The sequence below is a fragment of the Microvirga lotononidis genome (assembly GCF_034627025.1).
Lineage (GTDB): Bacteria > Pseudomonadota > Alphaproteobacteria > Rhizobiales > Beijerinckiaceae > Microvirga > Microvirga lotononidis.
Genome location: NZ_CP141050.1, coordinates 695,423 through 718,617 on the forward strand (window position 1 = coordinate 695,423; position 23,195 = coordinate 718,617).

At 62.4% G+C, this 23,195-nt stretch carries 22 protein-coding genes; 10 read left to right on the forward strand and 12 right to left on the reverse strand.

Going from position 1 to position 23,195, the window contains the following annotated elements:
• Positions 1 to 91 precede the first annotated feature (91 nt).
• Together U0023_RS33000 and U0023_RS33005 are read left to right on the forward strand one after the other, a co-directional pair.
• Entirely contained in the window at positions 92 to 580 is a 489-nt protein-coding gene (locus tag U0023_RS33000) for an NUDIX domain-containing protein (RefSeq protein WP_009489736.1), read from the forward strand.
• Positions 581 to 653: 73 nt separating this feature from the next.
• Complete coding sequence (locus U0023_RS33005) at positions 654 to 926, forward strand: hypothetical protein (protein WP_154660944.1); 273 nt, start codon at positions 654 to 656, stop codon at positions 924 to 926.
• A 68-nt stretch (positions 927 to 994) separates the two neighbouring features.
• Here U0023_RS33005 and U0023_RS33010 read toward each other — a convergent pair whose 3' ends face one another.
• Both U0023_RS33010 and U0023_RS33015 read right to left on the reverse strand, forming a co-directional pair.
• Positions 995 to 1,360, reverse strand: coding sequence for a VOC family protein (locus U0023_RS33010; protein ID WP_040638092.1), 366 nt, complete (start codon positions 1,358 to 1,360; stop codon positions 995 to 997).
• 326 nt (positions 1,361 to 1,686) lie between these two features.
• Positions 1,687 to 2,715: an IS110 family RNA-guided transposase gene (locus U0023_RS33015; protein WP_009489742.1), complete on the reverse strand. Its 1,029-nt coding sequence runs from the start codon at positions 2,713 to 2,715 to the stop codon at positions 1,687 to 1,689.
• A 325-nt stretch (positions 2,716 to 3,040) separates the two neighbouring features.
• Here U0023_RS33015 and U0023_RS33020 point away from each other — a divergent pair, with 325 nt between their 5' ends.
• The 3 genes from U0023_RS33020 to U0023_RS33030 all read left to right on the forward strand — a co-directional run bounded on the left by U0023_RS33020 (position 3,041) and on the right by U0023_RS33030 (position 5,590).
• Positions 3,041 to 3,562: a GNAT family N-acetyltransferase gene (locus U0023_RS33020; protein WP_009489744.1), complete on the forward strand. Its 522-nt coding sequence runs from the start codon at positions 3,041 to 3,043 to the stop codon at positions 3,560 to 3,562.
• Positions 3,563 to 3,745: 183 nt separating this feature from the next.
• Complete coding sequence (locus U0023_RS33025; RefSeq protein WP_040638065.1) at positions 3,746 to 4,468, forward strand: hypothetical protein; 723 nt, start codon at positions 3,746 to 3,748, stop codon at positions 4,466 to 4,468.
• A 750-nt stretch (positions 4,469 to 5,218) separates the two neighbouring features.
• Positions 5,219 to 5,590 (forward strand): DUF2958 domain-containing protein, encoded by a 372-nt coding sequence (locus U0023_RS33030; RefSeq protein WP_009489748.1) that lies wholly within the window; start codon positions 5,219 to 5,221, stop codon positions 5,588 to 5,590.
• A 327-nt stretch (positions 5,591 to 5,917) separates the two neighbouring features.
• On the opposite strand, the gene U0023_RS33035 is transcribed toward U0023_RS33030, so the two are convergent.
• A complete protein-coding gene (locus U0023_RS33035; protein WP_009489770.1) occupies positions 5,918 to 6,136 on the reverse strand; it encodes a hypothetical protein in 219 nt (72 codons plus the stop codon).
• 42 nt (positions 6,137 to 6,178) lie between these two features.
• Here U0023_RS33035 and U0023_RS33040 point away from each other — a divergent pair, with 42 nt between their 5' ends.
• Positions 6,179 to 6,442: a type II toxin-antitoxin system VapB family antitoxin gene (locus tag U0023_RS33040; protein WP_009489771.1), complete on the forward strand. Its 264-nt coding sequence runs from the start codon at positions 6,179 to 6,181 to the stop codon at positions 6,440 to 6,442.
• The gene (locus U0023_RS33045) at positions 6,442 to 6,831 is read left to right on the forward strand and encodes a type II toxin-antitoxin system VapC family toxin (RefSeq protein ID WP_009489772.1); all 390 of its coding nucleotides are present in this window, start codon (positions 6,442 to 6,444) and stop codon (positions 6,829 to 6,831) included. The genes U0023_RS33040 and U0023_RS33045 overlap by 1 nt, the downstream gene beginning before the upstream one ends.
• A 512-nt stretch (positions 6,832 to 7,343) precedes the next feature.
• Here U0023_RS33045 and U0023_RS33050 read toward each other — a convergent pair.
• Together U0023_RS33050 and U0023_RS33055 are read right to left on the reverse strand one after the other, a co-directional pair.
• Positions 7,344 to 7,778 (reverse strand): hypothetical protein, encoded by a 435-nt coding sequence (locus U0023_RS33050; protein ID WP_009489774.1) that lies wholly within the window; start codon positions 7,776 to 7,778, stop codon positions 7,344 to 7,346.
• Positions 7,779 to 7,839: 61 nt separating this feature from the next.
• Positions 7,840 to 8,544, reverse strand: a complete 705-nt coding sequence (locus tag U0023_RS33055; protein ID WP_009489775.1) for a ParA family protein — start codon at positions 8,542 to 8,544, stop codon at positions 7,840 to 7,842.
• Positions 8,545 to 9,092: 548 nt separating this feature from the next.
• Between U0023_RS33055 and mobC the strand changes: the two genes are divergently transcribed.
• Together mobC and U0023_RS33065 are read left to right on the forward strand one after the other, a co-directional pair.
• Positions 9,093 to 9,485 (forward strand): plasmid mobilization relaxosome protein MobC, encoded by a 393-nt coding sequence (mobC, locus tag U0023_RS33060; RefSeq protein ID WP_009489776.1) that lies wholly within the window; start codon positions 9,093 to 9,095, stop codon positions 9,483 to 9,485.
• Positions 9,482 to 12,535, forward strand: a complete 3,054-nt coding sequence (locus U0023_RS33065) for an LPD7 domain-containing protein (RefSeq protein WP_009489777.1) — start codon at positions 9,482 to 9,484, stop codon at positions 12,533 to 12,535. The genes mobC and U0023_RS33065 overlap by 4 nt, the downstream gene beginning before the upstream one ends.
• 155 nt (positions 12,536 to 12,690) lie before the next feature.
• Here U0023_RS33065 and U0023_RS33070 read toward each other — a convergent pair whose 3' ends face one another.
• Together U0023_RS33070 and U0023_RS33075 are read right to left on the reverse strand one after the other, a co-directional pair.
• The gene (locus U0023_RS33070; protein WP_009489778.1) at positions 12,691 to 13,512 is read right to left on the reverse strand and encodes a creatininase family protein; all 822 of its coding nucleotides are present in this window, start codon (positions 13,510 to 13,512) and stop codon (positions 12,691 to 12,693) included.
• 123 nt (positions 13,513 to 13,635) lie between these two features.
• A complete protein-coding gene (locus tag U0023_RS33075) occupies positions 13,636 to 15,240 on the reverse strand; it encodes an ABC transporter substrate-binding protein (protein WP_009489779.1) in 1,605 nt (534 codons plus the stop codon).
• A gap of 220 nt (positions 15,241 to 15,460) precedes the next feature.
• On the opposite strand from U0023_RS33075, the gene U0023_RS33080 reads away from it, so the two are divergent.
• Complete coding sequence (locus U0023_RS33080; RefSeq protein WP_009489780.1) at positions 15,461 to 16,099, forward strand: nitroreductase family protein; 639 nt, start codon at positions 15,461 to 15,463, stop codon at positions 16,097 to 16,099.
• Positions 16,100 to 16,142: 43 nt separating this feature from the next.
• On the opposite strand, the gene U0023_RS33085 is transcribed toward U0023_RS33080, so the two are convergent.
• Genes U0023_RS33085 through U0023_RS33105 form a run of 5 tightly spaced genes read right to left on the reverse strand, consistent with a single transcriptional unit; the run spans position 16,143 to position 23,173 of the window.
• On the reverse strand, positions 16,143 to 17,270 hold the full coding sequence (locus tag U0023_RS33085; RefSeq protein ID WP_009489781.1) for a M20/M25/M40 family metallo-hydrolase: 1,128 nt from the start codon (positions 17,268 to 17,270) through the stop codon (positions 16,143 to 16,145).
• Between the two features lie 6 nt (positions 17,271 to 17,276).
• Complete coding sequence (locus U0023_RS33090) at positions 17,277 to 19,607, reverse strand: molybdopterin guanine dinucleotide-containing S/N-oxide reductase (RefSeq protein ID WP_009489782.1); 2,331 nt, start codon at positions 19,605 to 19,607, stop codon at positions 17,277 to 17,279.
• Positions 19,608 to 19,619: 12 nt separating this feature from the next.
• Positions 19,620 to 20,645 carry an aldo/keto reductase gene (locus tag U0023_RS33095; RefSeq protein WP_009489783.1) on the reverse strand — a complete coding sequence of 342 codons (1,026 nt, stop codon included), beginning with the start codon at positions 20,643 to 20,645 and terminating at the stop codon, positions 19,620 to 19,622.
• A 28-nt stretch (positions 20,646 to 20,673) separates the two neighbouring features.
• Positions 20,674 to 21,768 (reverse strand): ABC transporter ATP-binding protein, encoded by a 1,095-nt coding sequence (locus U0023_RS33100; protein ID WP_009489784.1) that lies wholly within the window; start codon positions 21,766 to 21,768, stop codon positions 20,674 to 20,676.
• A 40-nt stretch (positions 21,769 to 21,808) separates the two neighbouring features.
• Positions 21,809 to 23,173 (reverse strand): M24 family metallopeptidase, encoded by a 1,365-nt coding sequence (locus U0023_RS33105; protein WP_009489785.1) that lies wholly within the window; start codon positions 23,171 to 23,173, stop codon positions 21,809 to 21,811.
• Between the last annotated feature and the right edge of the window lie 22 nt (positions 23,174 to 23,195).

A 23,195-nucleotide genomic window follows, 5' to 3' on the forward strand; every position in this document is an offset into this window, starting at 1 on the left:
CCAGGGCATCTGAGCAAGGGGTAGCAGAGTGGATGATCTTGATCCGGATCGGACGACAATCAGCAGCAAGACGGTCTACGAGAACCGTTGGATGAGGGTCCATGAGGATCAGATCCGCTGCAGGGATGGCTCTTCGGGGATCTATGGCTTCGTCGACAAGCCTGATTTCGTGATCATTGTGCCGATTCAGGACGGGATCGTGCATCTGGTTCAGCAGTATCGTTACCCGATCCGACAACGGCAGTGGGAGTTCCCCCAGGGCAGTTGGGAGGAGAGGACGGACGCGCGCCCGGAAGACGTCGCCCGAGGAGAGTTGGAGGAAGAGACGGGGCTTCTGGCCGATGAAGTCCAGGAGGTCGGACACCTATTCCCGCTCTATGGGACGGTGACGCAAAGCTATCGCATCTTCCTGGCGACTGGATTGAGCATGGGACGCCAGCAGCCAGACCGGGAGGAACAGGATCTGATCACAAGGGCATTTCCTGTGCCTGAGCTCGAGAGAATGATCCTGGACGGGATCATCCAGGATGCAGGGACCGTTGCCTGCTTCGGGCTGCTTCGTCTGAAACGCTTGATCTGAGGCACCCCGAATTTCGCGTAAGCCCCTTTACGAAACCTGAGTAGACTGCTCTGGATCGGGCATGGGGATCGAGATGCCGCACTTCACAAAGCAGGCCACCGGACCGAAGATCAGGCTGCCTAATGACGGCAGCGGAGCTGCATTGATCCTTGCGCTCCTTGCACTTGCGTCCTCGGCGGGTGTCGCTGTTCTCACCGACGATCTGCTCCTGGCGCTGATGGCCTTCGCGCCGATCTCCCTTGCCCTCTTGGTTCTCTATGCCGGCGTCAGGCGGATCTTTGGCTGGCCAAGGATCCCCTGGAAGCAGCTATGGGATCTATTTCCATCCCCTCCGTTCTGGCCCTGAAGCGGCGCAAAAATTTCCGAGAAGGCCGTTTCTGGAATGCACCTAGACGCCGCCCAATCCGGGTGGATTCAGCGGTTTGGCTGCATCAATTCGATCCGATTGCCGAACGGGTCGCTCACATACCTGCGTTCAAACCCCTCCAAAGGTTGATCCTCTTTCAGCTCGTACCCGGCCTCTTCCAGCCGCCGTGACAGGGCGTTCAAGTCCCGGACGATGAACGCTGGATGAGCCTTCTTCGCCGGGGCAAAAGGCTCTTCCACTCCCAGGTGAACCTTCACGCTTCCGCTCTCGAACCAGCATCCTCCTCGGGCGGCCAGGTGCAGCGGCTTTGCGACCGCTGGGATGCCTAGGAGGTGGTCATAGAAGGCCCGGGCATCATCTTCACGACCAGCAGGCATGGCTAACTGGACGTGGTCCATTCCAACAATGTGCATCCTGTTCCCCATTGAGTGGCTCGACCTTGTACCAAGCCCGAGGCGAATTTCCGATAAGCCCTGTGTGGACGGCGCCTGCGTGGCAAGAGGGTTTTTGGTCTTTTGACGATCTGGTCGTGGGCAGCCATGTGTTCGGCCTTGTGATGCGGCCTCATGACCGCGGGCCTTGATGAAGTTCGCGGATCAGGTCCCCAACATTTATGCTGCGTCAGAGCGCAACGGCTTATCACGGGTTTGTCTGATCCCCGGCTCGACCGGTTCGTCATCACACCATCACCACCTCCACCAACCTTGCAAACTCCTCATCCGGCTCCCGGGGGGGCAGCTTATGCGGCCGCAGCAGCCGGAGCGCGATAACCCTGGTTGCCCTGCAAGACGGCCCAGGCGACCCGAGCCAACTTGTTGGCGATGGCGACCTTGACGATGCTCGCCGGGCGGCGCGCCAAGAGCGCGTTGATCCAGCCTACCGTCACCGAGGTTTTGCCGCGGGCATGCCGCAAGAGTGTCGTGGCCCCGAGCACCAGAAGCCGGCGCAGATATCGATCCCCTTGTTTGGAGATGTGCCCGAGCCGCACCTTGCCGCCCGTCCCACTCTGGCGTGGCACCAGGCCGATCCAAGCGGCCAGGTGGCGACCCGAGCGGAAGGAGCCCGGATCCGAAATGGTGGCCGCTATCGCGCTGGCCGTGATGATGCCGACGCCGGGGATCGTCTCCAGGCGCTGGCTGACCTCACTCGTGTGATGCCAGGCCAGGATCTCCTGCTCGACTTGACCAATGCGGCCGTGGACGTCCTCGATCTGAGCGAGGATCAAGCGGATGCAGCGCCATGCCAGCTCCGGTAAGACCGTGCTGCGTGCCTTCTCGGCCAGCTCGATGAGCTTGGGAACGCTCGGCAGCCCTTGGGGAGCAATGATGCCGTATTCGGCCAGATGACCCCGCAGAGCATTGACCAGCATGGTCCGCTGCCGCACGAGCAACTCGCGTGTACGATGGAGCATCAGCACGGCCTGCTGCTCAGAGCTCTTGATGGCGACATAGCGCATGGTCGGGCGGGTCACGGCCTCGCAAATGCCCGCAGCATCAAGGGCATCGCTTTTGCCGCGTTTGACATAAGGCTTCACATAAGCCGCCGGCATGAGCCGGACCTCGTGCCCGAGAGCCGCCAGCTCTCGCGCCCAGAAGTGGGCGGTGGAACACGCCTCCATGCCGATCAGGCAGGGCGGCAATCGGCGGAAGAAGCCGATGAGCTCGCCCCGGCGAAGCTGCCGGCGGATCAGAACCTGTCCGTTCTGATCGATGCCGTGGACCTGGAACACATGCTTGGCGAGATCGAGACCAACAGTCGTGACATGCATCGGAGCGGCTCCCTGTCTGGCGCTGAGGCAATCACCCTATCTCATAGGGCGCTGCCGGGAGCAGGCGCCGTCCACTCCATCATTTATGGAACCGGATAGTGTGTCTTTTTGAAGTGTTCGGAAGAAATGAACGGCAGATCAGATAGCGGGGGAGTAAAGAGTTAGTCTAAAGGCCTCCCAATAGGGACTTTTATAGGATCTCAATACTCGGGAATGCTTGCCGACGGAAAGCGCGCCCCGACACGCCAACGGCAGGAGTATTGTCTTGCCGTCTCAGGCAAGCCTATAGAAAGAGGCGAACTCTCCAGCCATAGAGCACCAACTGATGTCCGACGTTGAGGAGCTGACCAGTCTGACCATCCGCCCCCTGGCCGAGGGCGACAGCATTGAGGCGCTAACCGCTCTCTTGCACCGAGCCTATGCCGGTCTCGCCGCCTTAGGGTTCAACTACACGGCCGTCGATCAGACTGCCGAAGTGACCCGTTCCCGGATCAGGGACGGCCAGTGCTTCGTCGCGGATCTGGATGGCACAATCGTCGGGGCGATCATGTTCTACCCGCCAGGAAAGGGCGGCGGCTGTCCGTGGTATGACAATCCCGAGGTGGCCAAGATCGGACAGTTTGGCGTTGAACCACACTTGCAAGGCCGGGGAGTCGGAGCCCGCCTGCTGGACCATGTCGAGGCAGAAGCCATCAGAGCTGGCATCCGTGAGCTCGCCCTCGATACCGCCGAAGGAGCGACCCACCTTGTGGCTTGGTACGAGCGGTGTGGCTACCGCTTCATCGAACATGCGCAGTGGCGGGGGAAAGTCTACCGCAGTGTGATCTTGAGCAAGTCCCTGGCTTGAGGAAGGCCCGCGCTGAATGAGGGGAAAATCGATCGTGCCTCGGATGCACGGATTTCGCGGAACGGGCCTCATGGAACGCCGCTGAGTGGGGTTCGACCATTGCCGGTGGACAACGGTTAACAACCTCTTAACAGTCCTCGCCCTGCCTCCATAATGCGCCGCGACTCTGGAGCCCGAGGCACTGTGCACGTTTCGACCCAAATTGCCGATCAGGATTTCACATTCTTCGCATGGCGCGGAACGGTTCGGAAAGTCGTGTCCTTCGGACGCACCAACCGCACCCGCGAGATCCTGATCCAATCGCGGAACGGACTTCGGCGCACCATCACCGTACAGCCGACTATCCGCATTGAGCCGGATCATGAGGTGTCACTTGTCTACGCGCGCCGCGCCGGGATCCCGAGCGGCGTCCTGGTCGGCATGATCGACCATTCCAGCGACCGATATTGCTCCATGCCACAGGGCCATGTGCCAATCCGGTTAAGGCCGTCCCTGTTCGCGGACATCATGAAGGGGATCGAGCGGTACTCCTTCCCAGGAAGCGCGTTCCTCCTGTCCGTCTCGGCCGCCGCGTGCCTGTTCTGTGCCGGCGTCACCTATCCGTTCCTGACTTGGCTCATGATCGGGAGCGTGCTGACGGTTCTCCTGTGGGCCTTCAACGAACTGGCCACCTGGCACACCGAGGCGGCCGACACTCTGCTTGTCTCGACGACGGAAGACATCTTGGAACAGATGGCGACCGCGGAGCGGATCGCCAACAGCCCCGAGCCTTATGACAGCTACGGCGCAACGTGGGTTCTGGACGGCGAGAGGACTTGGAGCGCCACCGCTCTTGCACCAGCTCAGAGCCAACGGTTAGGCAAGACCGAGACCTACGAGCCCCGTAGCGGCTACGGAGCTTTCTAGGATTACAATATTCTGCAATGAGCACATCACGGACACGACCATGCGACCTTTCACGACACGCGATTGGTGGAGTTGTGCTGAACAGCTTAATGCCCTTCTACCACCCCGCTGTACCGCAGCAGGTCTAGAATGGGATGCGGTTGAAGCCGAGAAACCTTACCGCCGCCGCAGCCGAAAAGCTCTCAGTGCGCTCTACCGTGAACTTTATGATCGTTCAAAGGCCAATTCTGAGGGTTTGTCGGAGGAGACTGAATTCCGCCTATATGAGGCCATTCACGAGACTTGGCACAGCATGATCCGGCCTGCCTCTTACTTTTAAGCCTCAAGCTGTCAACAAGGCCCTCAGCGCACCTATGGCGCTCTACGAAGGCGCGGAGGCTTCGGGCCTGCTGCGCTGCGCTTCGGGCGCTACTGCCGTTGAACGCGCCTGGACAGCTTTCGCGGGAGGCTGCGCCTCCCCGTTCGCAAAGCCGCCGCCGTGGCCGGCGCCGACATTCACACAGCCATGCCGGAAGGAAGGGAAGAGAGGCGCGCGGCCCTCTCTCCCCACGCAACCAGAAAATCCGGCCTCCCCATCCTTCGGGCCAAGGCCCTGCCAGGATCGCCTATGGCGGCCCTCCGGGCGCTTGTCGCGCCCTCCGGGTGGGTGATCCCCCTCCGGATTTTCCGGTTGCCCCCCTCTCTCCCCGCTGTTCGCCACGAAGGCAGGGGCGCAGGCGCTTGCGCCCGAGAAGGAAGGAGAGAGACAGCATGGAAACCCTCACAGCCCCTCACCCGACCATCGCCCATCTGTTTGATGCCGACGAGTGGAGCCAGTTGCTCATGAACGGCCGGATCGCCAACCGCGTTCACACCGACCCCGTTCCGGTCGTCAAACCCTTCACGCCTCATGCGGACTGGGTTTGGCTTGTGGCCGAGATCCACCCCGAGGACGGCGACACCGCCATGGGCCTGATCGACAATGGCCAGGGCTTTCCGGTCAAAGGCTATTTCCGCCTGTCCGACATCACCGACCCATCCAAGCCCCCGGTTTACAAAGACCTCAACTTTCACCTGCGCCCCAAGCGGCCCCTCTCGGAGCATTACGCCGACGCCGTGAAGGCGGGCGCGATCACGATCTAGCGCCAGGCGCGCGGTTTACAGAACCGAAAGGGGAGAGGGTTTAGGAAGACAGCAAGTTTTGAGGGCGAAAGCAGCAGCGCCGGGCCAAGCGGCGCGATCCGGGGAGATAGGCTCCCCGGTCGAGGCAAGCGCCTCGCCCTCAAACCGGAGGACAAAGCAATGTGGTTTCTACCCATCAGCTTTGCCCTAGATATGAAAAGGACCCGGACGGCCTGGTCGCTGTCAATCCGGGTCCGATTCTTCATAGCCTAGGAAACGGATGGCAGGCGAAAGCCTGTCATCCACTCCGGGCCTGAATATAGCGCAAGCCGCGCCCTGATCCAAGTCTCAGGGCGTCGATCCGGTTTCACAGAAGGCCGCGCGCCCCGCTTCCAGCCGTTCAAGATAGACGCTGAAATCTCTCTCCGGAGCATTGTTTTCATACGCGCGAGCAAACCAAGTCGCGTCGAGGGTTCCCGTTTTGCGGTCGATCCATTCGAGCTTGAGGAACAGGAACACAGCCTCAGCAGGTGAGATCACTCCATTTTGTATTGACGTTTGCATCATGTTGCCATTACATATTTGTCATTACAGAGGATGAAGGGCACCATGCCGCTACAGATCAGAGATCCCCGCGCCCACGATCTTGCCGCCGAGCTTGCGGGGCGCATGCAACGCAAGCTCGGGAAGGCGCGCAAGGTCACGCTGACAGATGCCGTCATCCAGGCTCTTGAGGATGCCCTGAACCGCGACGAGGCGGCCACGCCGGTCCTCGATCGAGTGCGTGCGTTGCAGGAGCGTTTGAGCGCCTTCCCGAAAACCGGCGAGGTCGCCGACAAGGCATTCATGGACGACCTGAGCGGGGAACACTGATGTTTGTTGATGCGTCCGCTTTGGTCGGAATCTTGAACAACGAGCCGGAAGCTCCGGCTCTGCTGAAAGCAATCGAGGCGCAAAGCGCCTGCTACACGTCGCCGGTCGCCATCTTCGAGGCCACCGCTGCGATCATGCGGGAGCGCAAGGCTAATGCCTCGGAAGCAGGAGCCATCATCAAGGAGCTTCTGACCATCCTTGCCGTGAAGGTGATGCACGTCACCGAGAGCATTGGCTTTGATGCAACGCTCGCGTTCGAGCAGTACGGCAAAGGCCGCCATCCCGCCGCCCTCAACATGGGCGATTGCTTCTCCTATGCTTGCGCGAAAGCCTATCGCGTCCCGTTGCTCTACAAGGGCAACGACTTCGCCAAAACCGATCTGGCCTAAAGAGCGCATCATGAGCTTGATCCGGCTTCCCTGTAGCCCCGCCGGATCTTGCCGCGCCGTAGAACGGCGCAGGCTTTGTCGGCGGCTTCCGCTGTTGCGAAAGGCTGCCGCAAAGCGCGGCTAGCGCCGCCGATCCCCATTCCCGCACCAGCACGATTGCCCCGAACAAGTCGGGTTCGAGGCGCATGACTGAGAGCCGAGCTATGTCGCGCTCCGGGTCGCGCCGGGTCAGGAAAATCTCATTCACAGATCGCCACCCTATCGTGCCGAGGTCGCCTTTCTCAGAACGGCCTCAACCGCGTAATCGAGGACGGCGTAAGGGGAAACACCCCGATCCAGAGCCAGCTTGCGCAGCCCCAGGAGCAAATCGGGCCGGATCATTGCGCCCCATCGCTCACGCTCAACATCATTGACCGGAGAACGGCCAGGGCGTTTGCCTTTCGCCGTGGACTTGACCCCTGCTGTGCTTCTAGATTTACCGGGAGATCTCGACATATGCCCCTCTTGAGAGATTAGGATTCCCGTTTGGTGGATCTGTTTTGGAGATAGGCACCCACGGCCTCTTCCAGCACGTCGAAGGGCGACACCCGCCGATCGAGGGCGATCCGGCGCACACCGAGAATGAAATCAGTCCGCAATTGAACGCCCCACTTCTCGCGCTTTTCGTCCGGCTTGGGACGCGGCGGCCGTCCCATCTTCTTTGGACCGGGCGCAGACGTTTCCGCACCAGCCGCCTTTGAGGATCGAACAGGCTCAGGCGGCACCGGAGCGGAAGGCGCTTTCACAGGCTCCGGCGCCAGCGTGGACAGTTGCGGGGCAGGGGGCTTATCGCCCGTGATGATCTGCCCTGTGGCGGCGGCCGCTTCGCGGCCCCTCGCCAAGATTTCATCAAGGGAAAGCTCTTTCCCTCCACCGAGTGCCGGGTCAGGCAGCATAAACTTGGACATGGTATGATCCCGGCTCACACGGCCTCAGCGGCGAGAGCCGTTTCGCGCGTGTCCGGCTCGGCTACGCCTTCGCCGGTTGGAACCGGGGCAGGCTGTTGCGCAGGGGGCTCAGAAGGTCCAGGATTTCACCCATCAGGGCGGCGACGTTCGCGCGTGCCTTGAGCACACTCTCCGGGTCGGCACCCAAGGTTTCGAGCATGCCCTTGTCGTTGGTGATGGCCCGGTACATGGGCCGTTGCTGCAACATGGTGCGGAAGTACGGGATCTTGTTGTCTTGCAGGTAAGCCACCGCGTCCTTGAAGACCTGCGTTGTCCGGGCAATGCCCTCCACCTCGTTGAGGAACACCCGCACTCCGCCGCTCCGGAAATGAGCAGTGTATTGCACAAAGGGAAGCGCTTCTTCCAAATCAAGCTGACTGGCTCGGCTTGGCACAGCCACAACGTGAGCGCGCGCCGCGACAATCGCCATGACCGGGGACAGGATGCCCTGAACGTCGATGAGAACAAAGCCGTCATCAGGCAGCGCCTTGAGGCGTTCGGCCAACGCGGCCTCACCTAAGCACGATACAACTTCGATCCGCTCCGGCAGGCGATTGGCGGCCCGGCAGCGGTTGAACCATTTGACGGCGGATTGTTGCGGGTCGGTATCGAGGATCAACACGCGCTCGCCTCGGGCGGCGATTTCCCCGGCCACGAGAATGCAGCTCGTGGTTTTGCCGCTTCCACCCTTTGAGGTCGCAAACGCAACAATCGGCACCTGCGCCATCTCTCACACCCTCCTTCACCGGCAGCCAAAAATCCTTCGACCACCCGCCGACGTTTCAAAGCTTTTGTGTCTTCCGAAGGTTTTGCGGCTTGTGGCGGTTTCGGGAGTTTTGAATGCGCGAAAGTTTCTCGGCATTCCGAACTTTCCGGGCCTTGCGCGCCTTTGAATCCTTCCGAATATACAAGATATGTTCGTAATTATGCATGGTGAAAAGCGCAACAAATATTTTAAGCTTCGGCGACTTATCCACCCTCCGACGGTTCTGAAATTTCCTCGGCTTGTGAGGGGCGCAAACCTTTCCGCACTTCGGAAGTTTCTGTGGCCTCGGAAGCTTCGGAGCCTTTGCGGTATTTTGCGACTTTCGAACCCTCAAAAGTTTGGAAAGGTTCGGAGGGCAAAAAATTCGTAAGTCTGTCTCTTGAATGGCAGGATAGGGAACATCGTGGTACACAATCTTCCATGTGCTCTGACCGGGCGGGTTTTCGAGGCTCCGGCAGTTGCCACCCAGCGGCAACCGGAGCCTCCAGACTTCACAAAGGACCGCAATTTTGGCCGCGAAAGAGACGCGCAGCGACGTGATCAAGGTCAGGCTCCAGCCGACTGAGCGCGCCCGTTTCGCTGCCGAATGCAAGGCTCACAATGTCACCGAGAGCGAGGGATTGCGCCGTCTGGTCCGTGCCGCAAGCGGTCTCGGCCCGACGTTTGACGGCGAGGCGAAGGCCGCCGTCGAGGAGCTTTCCGCCCAAACCCGCGCCGTGGGCGTGAACCTCAATCAGATCGCACGCGCCATGAACCAGGGCCTTGTTCCGGCTGATGCGACCTTGCGCAAGGTTCTGGAAGACATCGCAGAGACCATCGACGGCTACGATCAGTTGTTTGTTTTCATGGTTGCCCAGTCGCGGAAATTGGCGGCCGCTTCGCTCAAGGATGAGCAGGCATGATCGGGGCAGGGGTCTTTGACGGTCTCGACTTCGGCGCTCGCAGCTTTCGTTTGCGCGCCCGTCGTCAGGCCATGGCGAATGATGCTGCGATTGCATCCGGTCTCTATGACGAGGCTCCGGCCAGGTCTTCGGTTGCACCGCAGAGCCCCACTCCGAGCCGTGGGATGCCGGCAGCATCGAGCGCGCCCCGGCCAGCGAGCTACCGCCCCGCGTCAGGGTCGCGGGTCATCGTCATGCCCGAGGAGGAACAGCGCCGCCGCCGTCCGGTCGCAGCCGGAGGAGCCGGGATCGTTGCCGCGCGGCCGATCCTCGCCGTGCAATCGGTTGGAGCCGTGCAGGAGGCTTATGCGGTTGAGGTGCGTTCGGTCGAAGTGAAACGCGCCGCCCTTGCCCTGGGATCGCAAGCCGCCGTCGTGAAACTCGCCAGCTTCGCGAATGGCCGCGCCCGCGTGTCGGCGCTTCTGACCTATCAGAGCCACAACGGCGAAGAGGCGCTTGAGCGTGAGGACGGTTCCACCGTGCAGGGCAGGGAGGCCATCCAGGCGCTTGTGGCCCGTTGGCAGGAGGACGCCCCCGCGCGCGAGCCGTCGAAGGACGTTCTCAGCTTCACCCTGACGATCGACGGCGAGGTTTCACAAAGGCAGGCCGAGGCGGCTCTTGCCGAGGTGCTTGCCGGTCATCGCTATGCCTTTCGCATCGAGGAGGAAGGCGCCTCCTCCCGGCTTCATGTGGTGATGTCGGCCGCCAGCTCGCAGCGCGACGAGCAGGGCAGGGCGGTTCGGATCTTCGACAATAAGAAATCGCTCGGCGCCCTGGAAAGCCGCCTGTCGGATTCCTTTGAGGGAGCCACCTTCCAGGCTCAAGGGTTCCTGCATGGGGTCGAAGGAGCGTCGATCAGCCTCTTGCGCCTGTCCAAGCGCGGCGAGCAGACCGTCATCACCAGCAAGGGCAAGGTTCTGACCGGCGAGGAGGCCGCACGGTCCGAAGCAAAGTCGTGGAAACGGGATCTGCGTTCGACCGATCAGCGCGAGGTGGCGCACATCATCTTTTCGGCCAAACCCGGCACTGACAAAGCGGCCTTTGTGGACGCTGTGCGCGCCACCCTGGACCGGGAATTTGCAGGCCGGGAATATGTGTTCGCCCTCCATACCAACCGGCAGCACATCCATGTTCACGCCGCCGTCAGAATGCGGGACAGCCACGGCAAGAAGATGGACCCGCGCATTCAGGACCTCCAGCGTTGGCGCGAGACCCTGGCCGAGGAAGCCCGGCAGCGGAACATTCCCATGGAGGCGGTAAGCCGGTTCGAGCAGGCCAACGTTCCCGGCTACAAGCTCAAGGACATCCGCCGCGTCGAGCGTGGGCTAGCCCCCGAGAGCGCCCGTCGTCGTGTCGAGGCGGCCCAGACCCGCGCCATTCACATTCCGACCCGCGAGGAAGGCCGCAAGCGCGCCAACGAGGCTGCGCGCGGGTGGCAGGCTGTTGCGGTTGCCCGGGCCTCCGGTCCCGAGCCGACCCAGGCCGCCGATACGATCCGACTTTACCGCGCCGAGCGGCCCGGAGCGAATGCGTCGAGCGCGCCCCTGTTCGCCCGCGACCGCGCCACCGCCGAGACCTTGGCGGCCTCCTTCAAGGGCAGCGTCTCCTATGTGGACGTGCCCCGGTCGCGCCTGTCCGAAGTCACGCCGTCCCGCACCAACCCCGAGGCTTACGTCACGGTCAGCCGCGACTTGGCCGCACGGCAGCAGCCGTTGACGCCGGCACCGGAGCGGCGGGTGTTGGAGCTTCGAGACCGCACCCGCACGGCGATTGAGCGCGCCGAGCAGCAATCCGAAACCCCGACAGAGCAGAAAGGAAAGCCCACCATGCCGACCCTTGAGCGGATGGAGAGCACGATTGACTCCATCAAGACCAACATCGACGCCATGATTGAGGCCGCCCCTGAGGAGACACGTCCGAACCTGGAGGTGTGGGCGGTAGGAGCCATGCAGGAGCTGGAGGAGGCGGTTGCCGAGAAGCGCAAGCAGGCCGACAGCCGCCGTCCGGGCATCGAGGGCGACCGTTATGTTGAGCCGCTGCCCACCACCATTCAGGGCTTCCGCTCGAAGGCCAGGGGTACGGACATTCACTTCTTCCGCGAGACGCCGACGGGCGAGAAGCTGGCCTTTGTCGATAACGGCCGCCAAGTGAAAATCTACGACTGGAAGGACCGGGAAAGCGTTCGCGCCGCCCTGCAACTGTCGTCGGAGAAGTGGAACGGCTTGGTGATCAAGGGTAACGACGAGTACAAGAGCATGGTTGTGAGCCTTGCCGCCGAACACGGCTTCAAGATCACAAACCCCGAACTGCAAGAGCGGATCGCGGCCGAGCGGCAGCGCCTTGGCAAGCCCGAGCCGGTCAAGGAAACCGCGGAGGTCCGCGAGGCCGCCCCGCAGGCGCAGAAGCCCCAAGGCGCCCCCGCGCAAAATCCCACCTCGAGCGCGGCAGCCGCCGAACCCAAGACCGAGACCGCCAGCAAGCCGGAGGCCCCCGCGTCGAAGGCCGAGGCGAGCCCGGCCGCGAGACCTGAGAAGGACAGCGCCGAGCGTCCGCCCATGGTTGGCGTTCTGGTGAAGGTCGGGAAGGGGCCTTACAAGGACGATCCGAAGAACGACGTTTCGCAATATGTCGATCTTCGCACCGAGGACGGCCGCGTTCACCGGATCTGGAGCGTGCAGGTTGCCAAGGATCTGAAAGCCGCCGACGCCAAATCCGGCGAGACCGTGAAGGCGCAGTATCTCGGCAATGAGCATGTGACCAAGCCGGTTCCTGTGAAGGACGAGAAGACCGGCGAAGTCACTCACCGCGAGGAGAAATCGGTTGAGCGCGGCGTGTGGCGGACAGAGGTTGTGCGCCAGGTGCAGCAGGAGCAGCCGGAGGGCCAGGCCGCCGCGCCTGAGACCTCCGCCAATGCCGAGCAGCAGGCGCAGCGCCAAGAGCGCGATCGCGCCGAGGATCAGCGCCGGGAGCAGCAGCGTCGTCAGACGCAGAAGCCGCGCAACCGGCCCTGAGCCTCTGCCTCTCTACTTTGTAGCGTAATGCAGCATCATACGACTTTGGGGGGCTCTAGCAATCGTCGGGATCGCCGGAGCCATCCTTTCGACAGCATGTTGGAAGCTGACCAACTGCTGTTTACAGCCTCAGCTGGGTTGGACATGCATCCCTATCAGTCGAGCGTTCCAGAGGTGCTCCCCTGGCCCCGATCTTGCTGCCAGACGGGATCAGGTGCGGACCAGAGGCGCTCATCGCGCATGGCTTGCACTAACGCTTTTGCCTGGATCGCAAGAAAGCATTCGCCTTTCTCCGGCGTTGCCGGACGCGGGTCACCCCAAGTTCCAGTTACAGGAGCCCGCTCCGAGAACGAGTAAAACCGCGAGAAGCCAGGAGGTGCTTCAACACGCTTGGGAGCCTGCTGCACGGCCTCGTCAAATTTGTCCGTACGCACAATGTCGCCGGCAATCGCCATCATCACTGAGGTTTCACCCTCACAGGCGTGCCTTGGTGTTTCGGATTCGGCTATGGCTGCGATCTCGTCAGACGCCAGCATCCATGGCGTGGTTGCAACGATCGGCATGGAGAAGGTCACCGCCAGCTCCCGTACGGCAACCGCCAGCGGGTCGATGTTGCCACCGTGGCCATTAACGATGAGGAGACGCTTGAACCCAAGGGCCTTCAAGGAGCGCACGATGCTGCGCAGGATACCGTGATATGCGTCGTAGTCGAGGCTGATTGTGCCGCCGAATGGAAGATGATGTTCGCTCATGCCGAGCCAAAGGCCTGGCAGAACAGCCACTGGAATGTCGTCGGCTACCAGCTGCGCCGCGCGGATCGCAGCCGCGCTGGCGCTGGCTGTATCGGTGATCACAGGCAGATGAGGACCATGCTGCTCAAGAGAGCCGACCGGAAGCACTACCAACGCGTTCGCGCGAGCCGCTAGTGCCCTCAGCTCGGGTGCGGTCATCCGAGCCCATTCTACCTCAATCGTCATAGAGTTCCTGCCCCTCGTTCTTGGTTACGGTCCGGGCCGCAGCGGCCCGGCGGCTTTGGTGCGAACTGGTGGCATCCCGAGATGCTGCCAGTTTCTGAGGTTTAGAGCCGCGTCGTGCGTGCCCTATTGCTTGAGAGACACCCCATAGAAGGGCTGCCCGCCAAAGAAGTGCATTTTGTAGCCGGAGACCTCTTTGCGAACTGGCGTAAAGGCCTGGGCATTGGCGAAGAGAAGTGAGGCCGCATCATTGTGGAAGATCTTCTGAACTTCCAGGTAGAGCTTGGTGCGCTCCTCCTGATTGCTGACGGAGTTCGCCCGGGCCAGTTTGTCCGAGAACTCCTTATTGCACCAGCGGCCTCGGTTGCCCCCAGTGTTGACCGCATCACAGCTCCAGCTCAATGACAGGATTTGGCTCGGGTCCGGATAATCCCACGTACTGCCACTCATGGCGACGTTGTGCTCACCCTGACGCGTCCTCTTCAGGTACTCGCCCCACTCATACGTCATGATCTCAGCTTGAACACCAACCTTGGCCCAATCCGCCTGGATCAACTCAGCAGCTCGACGTCCGTTTGGCATATACGCCCTGACCACTGGGATCGCCCACAAGGTTGTCTTGAACCCATTGGGAAATCCAGCCTCGGCGAGAAGCTTCTTGGCCTTCTCAGGATCATAGTCGCGTAGTTTGAGCTCGTCGCTGTGGCCCCACAGGGTCGGAGGAATGAGGGCAGCAGTTGGAGTGCCAGTACCTTGATACACAGTTTCGACGAGCGCCGGCAGGTTAATCGCATGGATCAGGGCCTCACGAACACGGCGATCGTCAAACGGCTTTTTCTGGTTGTTGAAGGCCAAGTAGCTCATGTCCGCAATCGTACCCGACTGCACATTCAGGTTGGGATCAGCCTTCATCGCGGCGAGATCGCCAGGATTGGGATAGCGTGCGATGTGGCATTCGCCAGCCTTCACCTTGGCGTAGCGGATGCTGGGATCGGGCGTGATCGCAAAGACGAGATCACTCACCTGAGCAGTCCGATCAGACAGACCCGCGGCCTCGCCCCAGTACTGGGGGAAACGCTTGAAGCGGACAGTGGCATCCTTCTGATAGGCAACGAAGCTGAACGGACCTGTTCCAATCGGGACCTGATTGACCTGATCTGGGGTGCCGGCCTTCTGCATAGCATCCGCGTATTCAGCCGAAAGAATGGACATGGGCTCGACGGAAAGCGCACCAAGCAGTGCAGCCTGAGGCTCCTTGAGCACGAACCGTATGGTGCGGTCATCAACCTTTTCGACAGACTTTAAAAAAGGGGCGACCAGACCTTCATAGTACTCGTAGCTCCCCCTTCCAACACCGTGGAAGGGATGATTCTTGTCGATCATCCGCTGGAACGTGAAGACCACATCATCGGCATTGAACGGGCGGGTTGGTGTAAACGCCCGGTTCGAATGCCAAATCACGCCCTCCCGGAGTTTGAAGGTATAGGTGAGGCCATCGTCCGAGACGGCCCACGACTCGGCAAGACCCGGAATGATCTTGGAACCTCCACGCTCGACACCCACGAGCCTGTCATAGATTTGGGCCGCGACATCGAATGACGTGTTGGCGGTGGAGAACTGCGGATTGAGGAAATCCGGGCTAGCTTCAGTACAGACCACCAGGGTCTCAGCCGAGGCGACGCTCATCATGGCAAAGAGTGCGAAGCTGGCAGCTGACGTGCGGCAGAGCATTGTGTTCTCCTGAGTGACAGATCACCTTGGCGATCTTAGCCAGCCCAAACCAGACAGCAAGGTCACAGGGACTCTACGAGCGTCCGGCGCTGCAAGAAAATCGGTCGAATGCCGTCTAGACGTGTACGATGCTACGCCCGACGGTCGAAGTGGCCAATCTGGAGCTGCTCTGTGACTTATTCATCGACTGTTGCCCAAGTAACACTGGAGGTTATGTTAGATGGCAGTCTCTGGAACCATCTCTGACGGAAACGACCCAGTCAGAAAAGCGGAGGGATGGACGCTGCTGGGTCATATAATTGCCAGACGGTCGACCCCGCCCCGACATCTGACTGCGCCTGGACCAACGGACGACGAAATCCAGTTGCTCGTGCGGGCTGCCTCGCGAGCGCCAGACCATCAACGCCTGAGGCCGTTCCGCTTCCTCGTCATCAACGCCGATGAAAGAGAAACCTTGGCAGATGTTTTCGAGGCGGCCGAGCGGGAGCTCGATCCGAGTATCGGCGGTGAGCGGCTGGAACGTGCCCGGGAGAAGGCCCATCACGCGCCGGTCCTTTTAGCTGTCATATCCCGTCTGCAGGAGAGCGATGAGGTACCCGAAATCGAGCAGCGCGCATCGGCGGGGGCTGCCCTGGGCTATGTGGTCTTGGCAGCTGACCTCCTCGGCTACGGCGCCATGGCTGTGAGCGGCCGCAAGGTCGCAACGGCTGCGATGCGTCATGCCTTCAGGCTCGCGAACAACGAAGAGCTTCTCTGCTTCGTCGGTCTCGGTACGCCGAGGAAGGTGAAGGGAGCCCCGCCTGAGCCTGCACCGGAACTACTTCAGATATGGCATCCGGATGCGGAGCCGCCCATCTGAAGCAACTTGGGGCTTATGAGAACTCTGCCACGAAGAGCTCTGCTCACTCCAAGGTTGCCAGCAGGCCAGCCATGACGCGGCCCCGCGGCACAAGTGTGCTCAACTCGATGTTCTCCGTCAGCTGATGCGCATCGGCCCCGACTGGCCCGAGGGCGTCGAGGGTCGGAACGCCGAGGGCGCCGGTAAAATTGCCGTCCGAGCCTCCGAACAGCATCTCGCAGTTCAACTCCAGGCCCGTGCTGCGGGCCAGATCCCGAGCCTGCAGCCACAGGCGTTCATCCGCCGGACCCGGCGTCCATGTGGGCCGGCGGGCCTTAATGTCGACCTTGATCTCCACGCCTTCCTCCGACCCGAGTTTCTCGAGGAGTGCTCGCGCCTCGTCAAGGTAATCCTGCGCCCGCGCGGTGCAGATGATTTCCGCATAGCTCTCCATAGGCACGGTCGCCACCATCTGTCCGGCGCGCACGTAGGTGACCGTGAACGAGCAGTTCGGCGTATTGAGGGCCTCGATCCTCGGCAGGAGCGCTGCCATGGCATTGATGGCCGAGCGTCCTGCGCTGCGCTGGAGTAGAGCATGGCTCGGCTTGCCATAGGTCCAAAGCTGGAACCTCGTGGTCGGAAACCGGCCGGACACGAGGTTTCCGTTCGGCTCCGAGCCCTCCGGAACAAGGACGTATTTCGCTTCCCGGGCTGTCTGCTCGATAAGCGACCGGGTGCTCGGGCTGCCCGATTCCTCGTCCGAGGTGAGCAGGACCCTCACGGGCAGTTTGGGCGAAATGCCTTCACGGCGGAGGCGCTCAATGGCTTCGAGGGCCAGGCAGATGCCGCTCTTCATGTCATAGGCGCCCGGCCCGTAGCAGCGTCCCTCGTGCTCGCGCCAGGGCATCGGTCCGGCCAGGGAGCCTCTCTCATGAACCGTGTCGAGGTGGCCCAGGACGAGAATGCCCGGACCAGCCCCAGCGGGGCCGAATTCTGCAAGAGCGCAATCGCCGTATCCCTTGTTGCCCGGAATCGTGTGCACCGTCGCACCCATCTGCCGGAGATCCTCCGCCGCCAAGCCTGCCATGGCGCTGACGGCTGCTCCGTCCCAGGAGGGGCTTTCACATTCAACCCATCGGCGAAGCCGCTTGAGGATGGAATCCGGCTGGATGGGAAAATGGCTGAGATCCATGGGCGTTTACGTTCTGTCGGTTGACGGAATGCCGGAGAGATCCGGCTGGATGAAGGGTGGCGGGTCGAAGGCCGTGATGGGGGGAAGCGGACCCTCGAAACCTTCGACCTGGACAAGGACACTCTGCGCCGCGCAGCCCTGGCTGAGCCGGGAGGCTCCCACGTCCTGCGTGACGAGGTTCGGATTGCCGTGCGCGTCCAGACTGCCGACGGTGCCGCGCTCGACTGGATCGTACCAGGCACCGGTGGCGATCTGGGCCACGCCCGGCCGGATATCGTCGCTCACGGCCAGTCCCGCCAGAAAGGCGCCCCGGTCGTTGTAGACGCGCACGACGGCGCCCGGCGTCAATCCCCGCGCCGCAGCGTCGGCCGGGTTCATGGTGAGCGGTTCACGGCCTTGAATCTTCGATTCCCGGCTCACGGCGCCATGGTCGAACTGACTGTGAAGGCGGGTGCGCGGTTGATTGGAGAGGAGATGGAGGGGATAGCGTGCAGCCGTCGCCGATCCGAGCCACTCGGCAGGAGGCTGCCAGGCGGGATGAGCCGGAATCTCTCGATACCCGAAGCTCCCGATGGCCTGGGAGGTGATCTCCAGGCGGCCGGATGGGGTCTTGAGGGGATGGCGATCGGGATCGCGGCGGAAATCGTCGAGCATGAGCGAGTCGGTGCGCGGTCTCGGCAGATCCACGAACCCTTCGCGCCAGAACGTGTCGAAGTCCGGAAGTTCGATTCCGAACGTCTCCGCGCGCGGACGCGATTCCTCATAGAGCACGCGCAGCCATTGCTCCGGCGTGCGTCCTTCCGTGAAGGCCTCCTCGAGTCCTAGCCGTGCAGCGATGCCGCTGAAGATCGCGTAATCGTCGCGGGCTTCGGCAAAAGGCTCCACGGCCTTCTGCATGGCGATCATGAACCGGTCGAGGGAGGCGCTTCCGATGTCATTGCGCTCCAGCGTCGTAGTGGCGGGGAGCACGATGTCGGAGAATTTGGCATGGGCCGTCCAGAAGGCGTCATGCACGATGGTCACCTCGGGCCTGCGCCAGGCCCGGATGAGTTTGTTGATGTCCTGATGGTGATGGAAGATATTGCCGCCGGCCCAATAGACCAGGCGGATATTGGGGTACCGATAGGATTTTCCGTCATAGTCGTAGGGCTGGCCTGGGTTCAGGAACATGTCGGCCACACGCGCGACCGGTATGAACGACGCGAGCGGATTGGTGCCCTGGGGCAGGCGCGGCCCGGAGAAGGGATAACGGCCGGCTCCCACGCTGTTCATGCAGGCATACCCGACACCGAACCCGCCACCCGGCAGACCGATCTGGCCGAGGAGGGCCGCCAGCGTGATCCCCATCCAATACGGCTGCTCGCCGTGCTCGGCGCGCTGGAGGGACCACGCGACGTTGATCATCGTCCGGCGGGATGCCATCGCGCGCGCCAGATCACGGATGCGTCCGGCGGGAATGTCCGTCAGGACCGCTGCCCAGTCGGCATCCTTCGCGATGCCATCGCTGTGTCCGAGAAGGTAGTCACGGAAGGTTTCGAACCCGACCGCATACCGCTCGATGAAGTCGCGATCGTACAGGGTCTCCGTCACCAGCACATGGGCCAGCCCCAGCATGAGGGCCGTATCCGAGCCCGGCCGGACCGGCACCCACTCGGCTTGGGCCACGTCGCCAAGATCTGCGCGGACGGGACTTACATTGACGAAATGGACGCCTGCGGCCGCCATCCGGGCAAGGGCCGGCCGAACGATATGCTCGCTGGCGCCGCCGGGATTCACCTGGGTGTTCTTGCCGGGCAATCCCCCGAAGGCCATGAACAGCTCGGTGTTCTGTTCAAGGGTTTGCCAACCCGTATGCGAAAGGACGAGATCCTCCCAGGGCGCCACCACATGGCGGAGAATAACCCGAGCCGCGCCGAGGCTGTAGCTGTCGACGCTGTCGGTATAGCCGCCGATCAGCCGCAGGAAGCGGTTGAGCTGGCTCTGTGCATGATGAAAGCGGCCCGCGCTCGACCAACCATAAGACCCGCCATAGATCGCCTCGTTCCCGAAATCTCTCCGGACCCGCTGCAGCTCCTCGGCAACGATATCGAAGGCTTCGTCCCACCCGACTTCGACGAACGGTTCGCTGCCGCGGCCTTCACGGGAAGCTCCCCGATTCTTTAGGAAGCCTTCACGGATGGCCGGACGGGCGATGCGGGATGGAGCGCGCACGCCCTCTGGCATGGATCGCCCGAGCGGTGATGGGTCTCGGTCCCATTCGACAGGATCGAGACCGACGAGACGTCCCTCCGACTTGCGGATCCGGTAGACACCCCAATGGGTGGAGGTCAGTCCCATGACGTTCTCCCACTAGGCAGCCAGACGAGGCGCCGGCGCCTCGGTATGCAGCAGCCCCTCGCGCTTCAGTTCTTCCCACAGATCCGCCGGAACAGGCGTTTCGAACCATCCGATGTTCAGATCGAGCTGGCTCACGGTCCGGGTTCCGAGCAGCACGGATGCCACGCTCGGATGGCCGAGGGGGAACTGGAGAGCGACGGCTGGCAGGGCGACATGGTAACGATCGCAGACGGCCTTAATCCTTGCAGTTCGTTCCTGGATCGCTTCGGGCGCTGGTTTGTAGTTGTACTTCGCTCCCGGAGCCGGCCCAGTGGCCAGAATGCCGCCATTGAAGGCGCCGCCGATGAGGAGCGACACGTTCCGCTCCAGGCAGAGGGGGAGAAACTTCTCGATCGGTTCCTGCTCCAGCAGCGTATATCGTCCGGCAAGGAGGAAGCAGTCGAAATCTCCATGGCCGAGGGCGTCGTAGCAGACCTGCCATTCGTTCACGCCAAGCCCGACCGCCCCGACCACGCCCTGGGAGCGAAGATCGGAGAGGGCGCGGAAGGCCCCGTCCATGGCCGTCTTGAAATGAACCTTCTGGAGTTCGGGCCCGAAATTCGGGGTGTCGACATCGTGAATGAGAGCGACGTCGATATGGCTCGCACCGAGGCGCTGCAGACTGTCCTCGACGGATCGCATGGCCGCGTCATAGCCGTAGTCTAGAACCAGCCGGAACGGCGGGATGTCGACGCATCTGCCGCCATCCACGGGCTCCCGCGTCGGCTTGAGCAGGCGTCCTACTTTCGTGGCGAGTAGGAATTCTTCACGGGGACGCTTGCGCAGGCTGTGGCCGGTGCGCAGCTCGCTCAAGCCGTTTCCATAGGCAGGAGATGTGTCGAAGACGCGAAGTCCGGTGTCCCACGCCCGATCGAGCATGGCTTGCGCCTCTTGTTCCGGAATGGCCCGGAACAGATTGCCGATAGGTGATGTGCCAAAGCCCAGCACCGTGCATTCCATGCCTGTGGAGCCCAACAGGCGGCGGTCGGTCGCTTTCATGGATTTCAGTCTCGCTCCCGCTTGCCCATCAGTACACGACGCGTCCGCTGGTGGGATCGATGAGATGCATGTGATTCATGTCGGCCCACAACTGGACCGACTCGCCCGGGGCGACGCGCGCCTCCGCATCGAGCCGGGCGCAGTAGAGTTCGCCACCGAGGGAGAAATAGACGAGCACTTCGATACCGAGGGGCTCGACCACATCCACGACCACCGTCAGCGGCGCGCTGCCGGGCTTGCCCAGCGCTGCCGTCAGATGCTCCGGTCGTAGCCCGAGAGTGATGGACTGGTCGCGATAGGTCCCATAGGCCTCCGCACGCGCCGCCGGGACCGGCAGCGCGGTGCCATCGGCGAGGCGTATCTGGAGCCCTTGCTCCGTTCCTTCGAGGCGCCCGTCAAAGAAGTTCATGGCAGGCGAGCCGATGAAGCCGGCCACGAATCGGCTCGACGGACGGTGATAGAGCGTCTGTGGCTCGTCGATCTGCTCGATCAGCCCTTTGTTCATCACGACCACCCGGTCTGCCAGGGTCATGGCTTCGACCTGATCATGGGTCACGTAGACCGTGGTCGTAGGAATAGTCTGGTGAAGACGCTTGATCTCGGTGCGCATCTGCACGCGCAGCTTCGCGTCGAGATTGGACAGGGGCTCGTCGAACAGAAACACCTCCGGGCTGCGCACCATGGCACGGCCCATAGCGACACGCTGGCGCTGGCTGCCAGAAAGCGCCCGCGGCTTGCGGTCAAGGAGAGGCGTGATGTCGAGCATCCTCGCCGCATCCGCCACCCGGCGTTCGATCTCCGCCTTCGGGAACCGGCGCTGCTTCAGACCGAACTCGATGTTCTGCTTGACCGTCATGTGTGGGTAGAGGGCGTAGTTCTGGAATACCATCGCGATGTCACGGGCGCCCGGTTCGACGTCGTTGACCAGCCGGTCACCGATCCAGATCTCGCCGCTGGTGATGTCCTCCAGGCCCGCGAGCATGCGCAGGGTCGTCGACTTGCCGCAGCCCGACGGTCCGACGAGAACGACGAACTCGTTCTCCTCGATCTCGAGATCGATGCCGTGAACCGCCGGAAACGCCTCGTAGGCTTTGGTGACTTTTCGGAGCGACACGCGTGCCATGATCCGTTCTCCTTCGGGTTTCGGGTGTCCAGGATGCCCGTCAGCCGCGCACGAGCAGCTTATCGGAGTCGAGCCAGAACGGCGGGAGGCAGAGCGGGGTCGACGACATCGGAAGGATGCTGTCCCGGATCTCGACGCCGATCCTGTCCCGCACGAAGGCGCGACGGGCCTCGATGCGCTCGAAGACCTGCGGGTGGCGGGTGCGGAGATCGTTCCGCAAGTCCTCGTTCGCGAAGGTGACGGCATCCTCGCAATTGAGGGACCAGCCATCCGGCATGGGAACCGGAATGATATCGACCTGGAAGGGCATTCCAGACGCGATGGTATCCGTGGAGTTCGGACGGACCGGACTGTGCACCCATTCGTCGTGACCGGTCAGGTGCCCGGGATTGAGAGCGGAGCGCAGGTTGCCTTTGGCAAGCGTTTCCACCACCCGATCGAAGATCGCGCCGCCCGGCACACTGATATCGGCAGTCTCGTACCAGGCGATCAGACCCTCGAAATAGGCCTTGGCGGTCTCGAGGAAGGCATCGTCCCGGTCCGCGATCAATCCGGCCCGCGAGGAGAGCCCACCCCAATAGCTGACGGCCGATGAGACGCCGTCGCCCCGGCGCAGGATGCGGGCCGTCGGGCCGCGCAGGCCGATCACCGGCGCGGAGGCGTCGCTGGAGGCCAGCATCATGTGGCAGTTGAGGGCCTCGCCCGCATAGCCCATGCGGGAGGCCGCTTCGAGTTCGCTGTCGCCTTCCCGGACGCCCCTTACGATCCGCCAGAGCGCTGCCGAGGCCCGGGCCGCAGCCCATTCGTAGGACGCGATCTGGTCCGCATCCACGACGGCGCGCAGGCCCGTACCCGGGTGCATGAGGACCGGGGTGACGTCGCGGATGGCCGCCGCGTCGCCAGCGATCCGGGTTAGCACGGCGACGAGAAAGGCCGGCACGAAAAAGCCCGGCACCGGATCGTCCCATTCCTCGGCCTCGAAATATTTCCAGCCAACGAGGCCGATGGTCTGTCCGGCGCCCAGGCCGCAATCCCGCAGCACCGCCGCGAGGCTGGGTTTCTGCGTTCGGTCCTGAGCCATGAGGCTCAAGGATTGGCTGAGAACGACCTCGAGGCCCGGGAGACCGGCGACGGGCGCGTAGCTCAGATTCTCGTTCCCGACCACAAGGATCCGGCGGTCCTTAGGACCCAGCAAAAGCAGGGCTTCCTCGAAACGCGGTTCGAAGCCCGACATGAAGGCGATATTGGCGAAGTGCTCCCGGTCGGCGTAGACCACGACCCAGCCGCAGCCCGCCCGCTCGTAGGCCGATCGGCACCGGGCCTCGAAGGTCGCTGCCGGAATGGCCGGCTGGTCCAGGGGGATCCCGAAATCCGGAACATCGACGGAGCGGAGTTGAATCGTCATGGCAAAGGCATCCTCAGAAAGT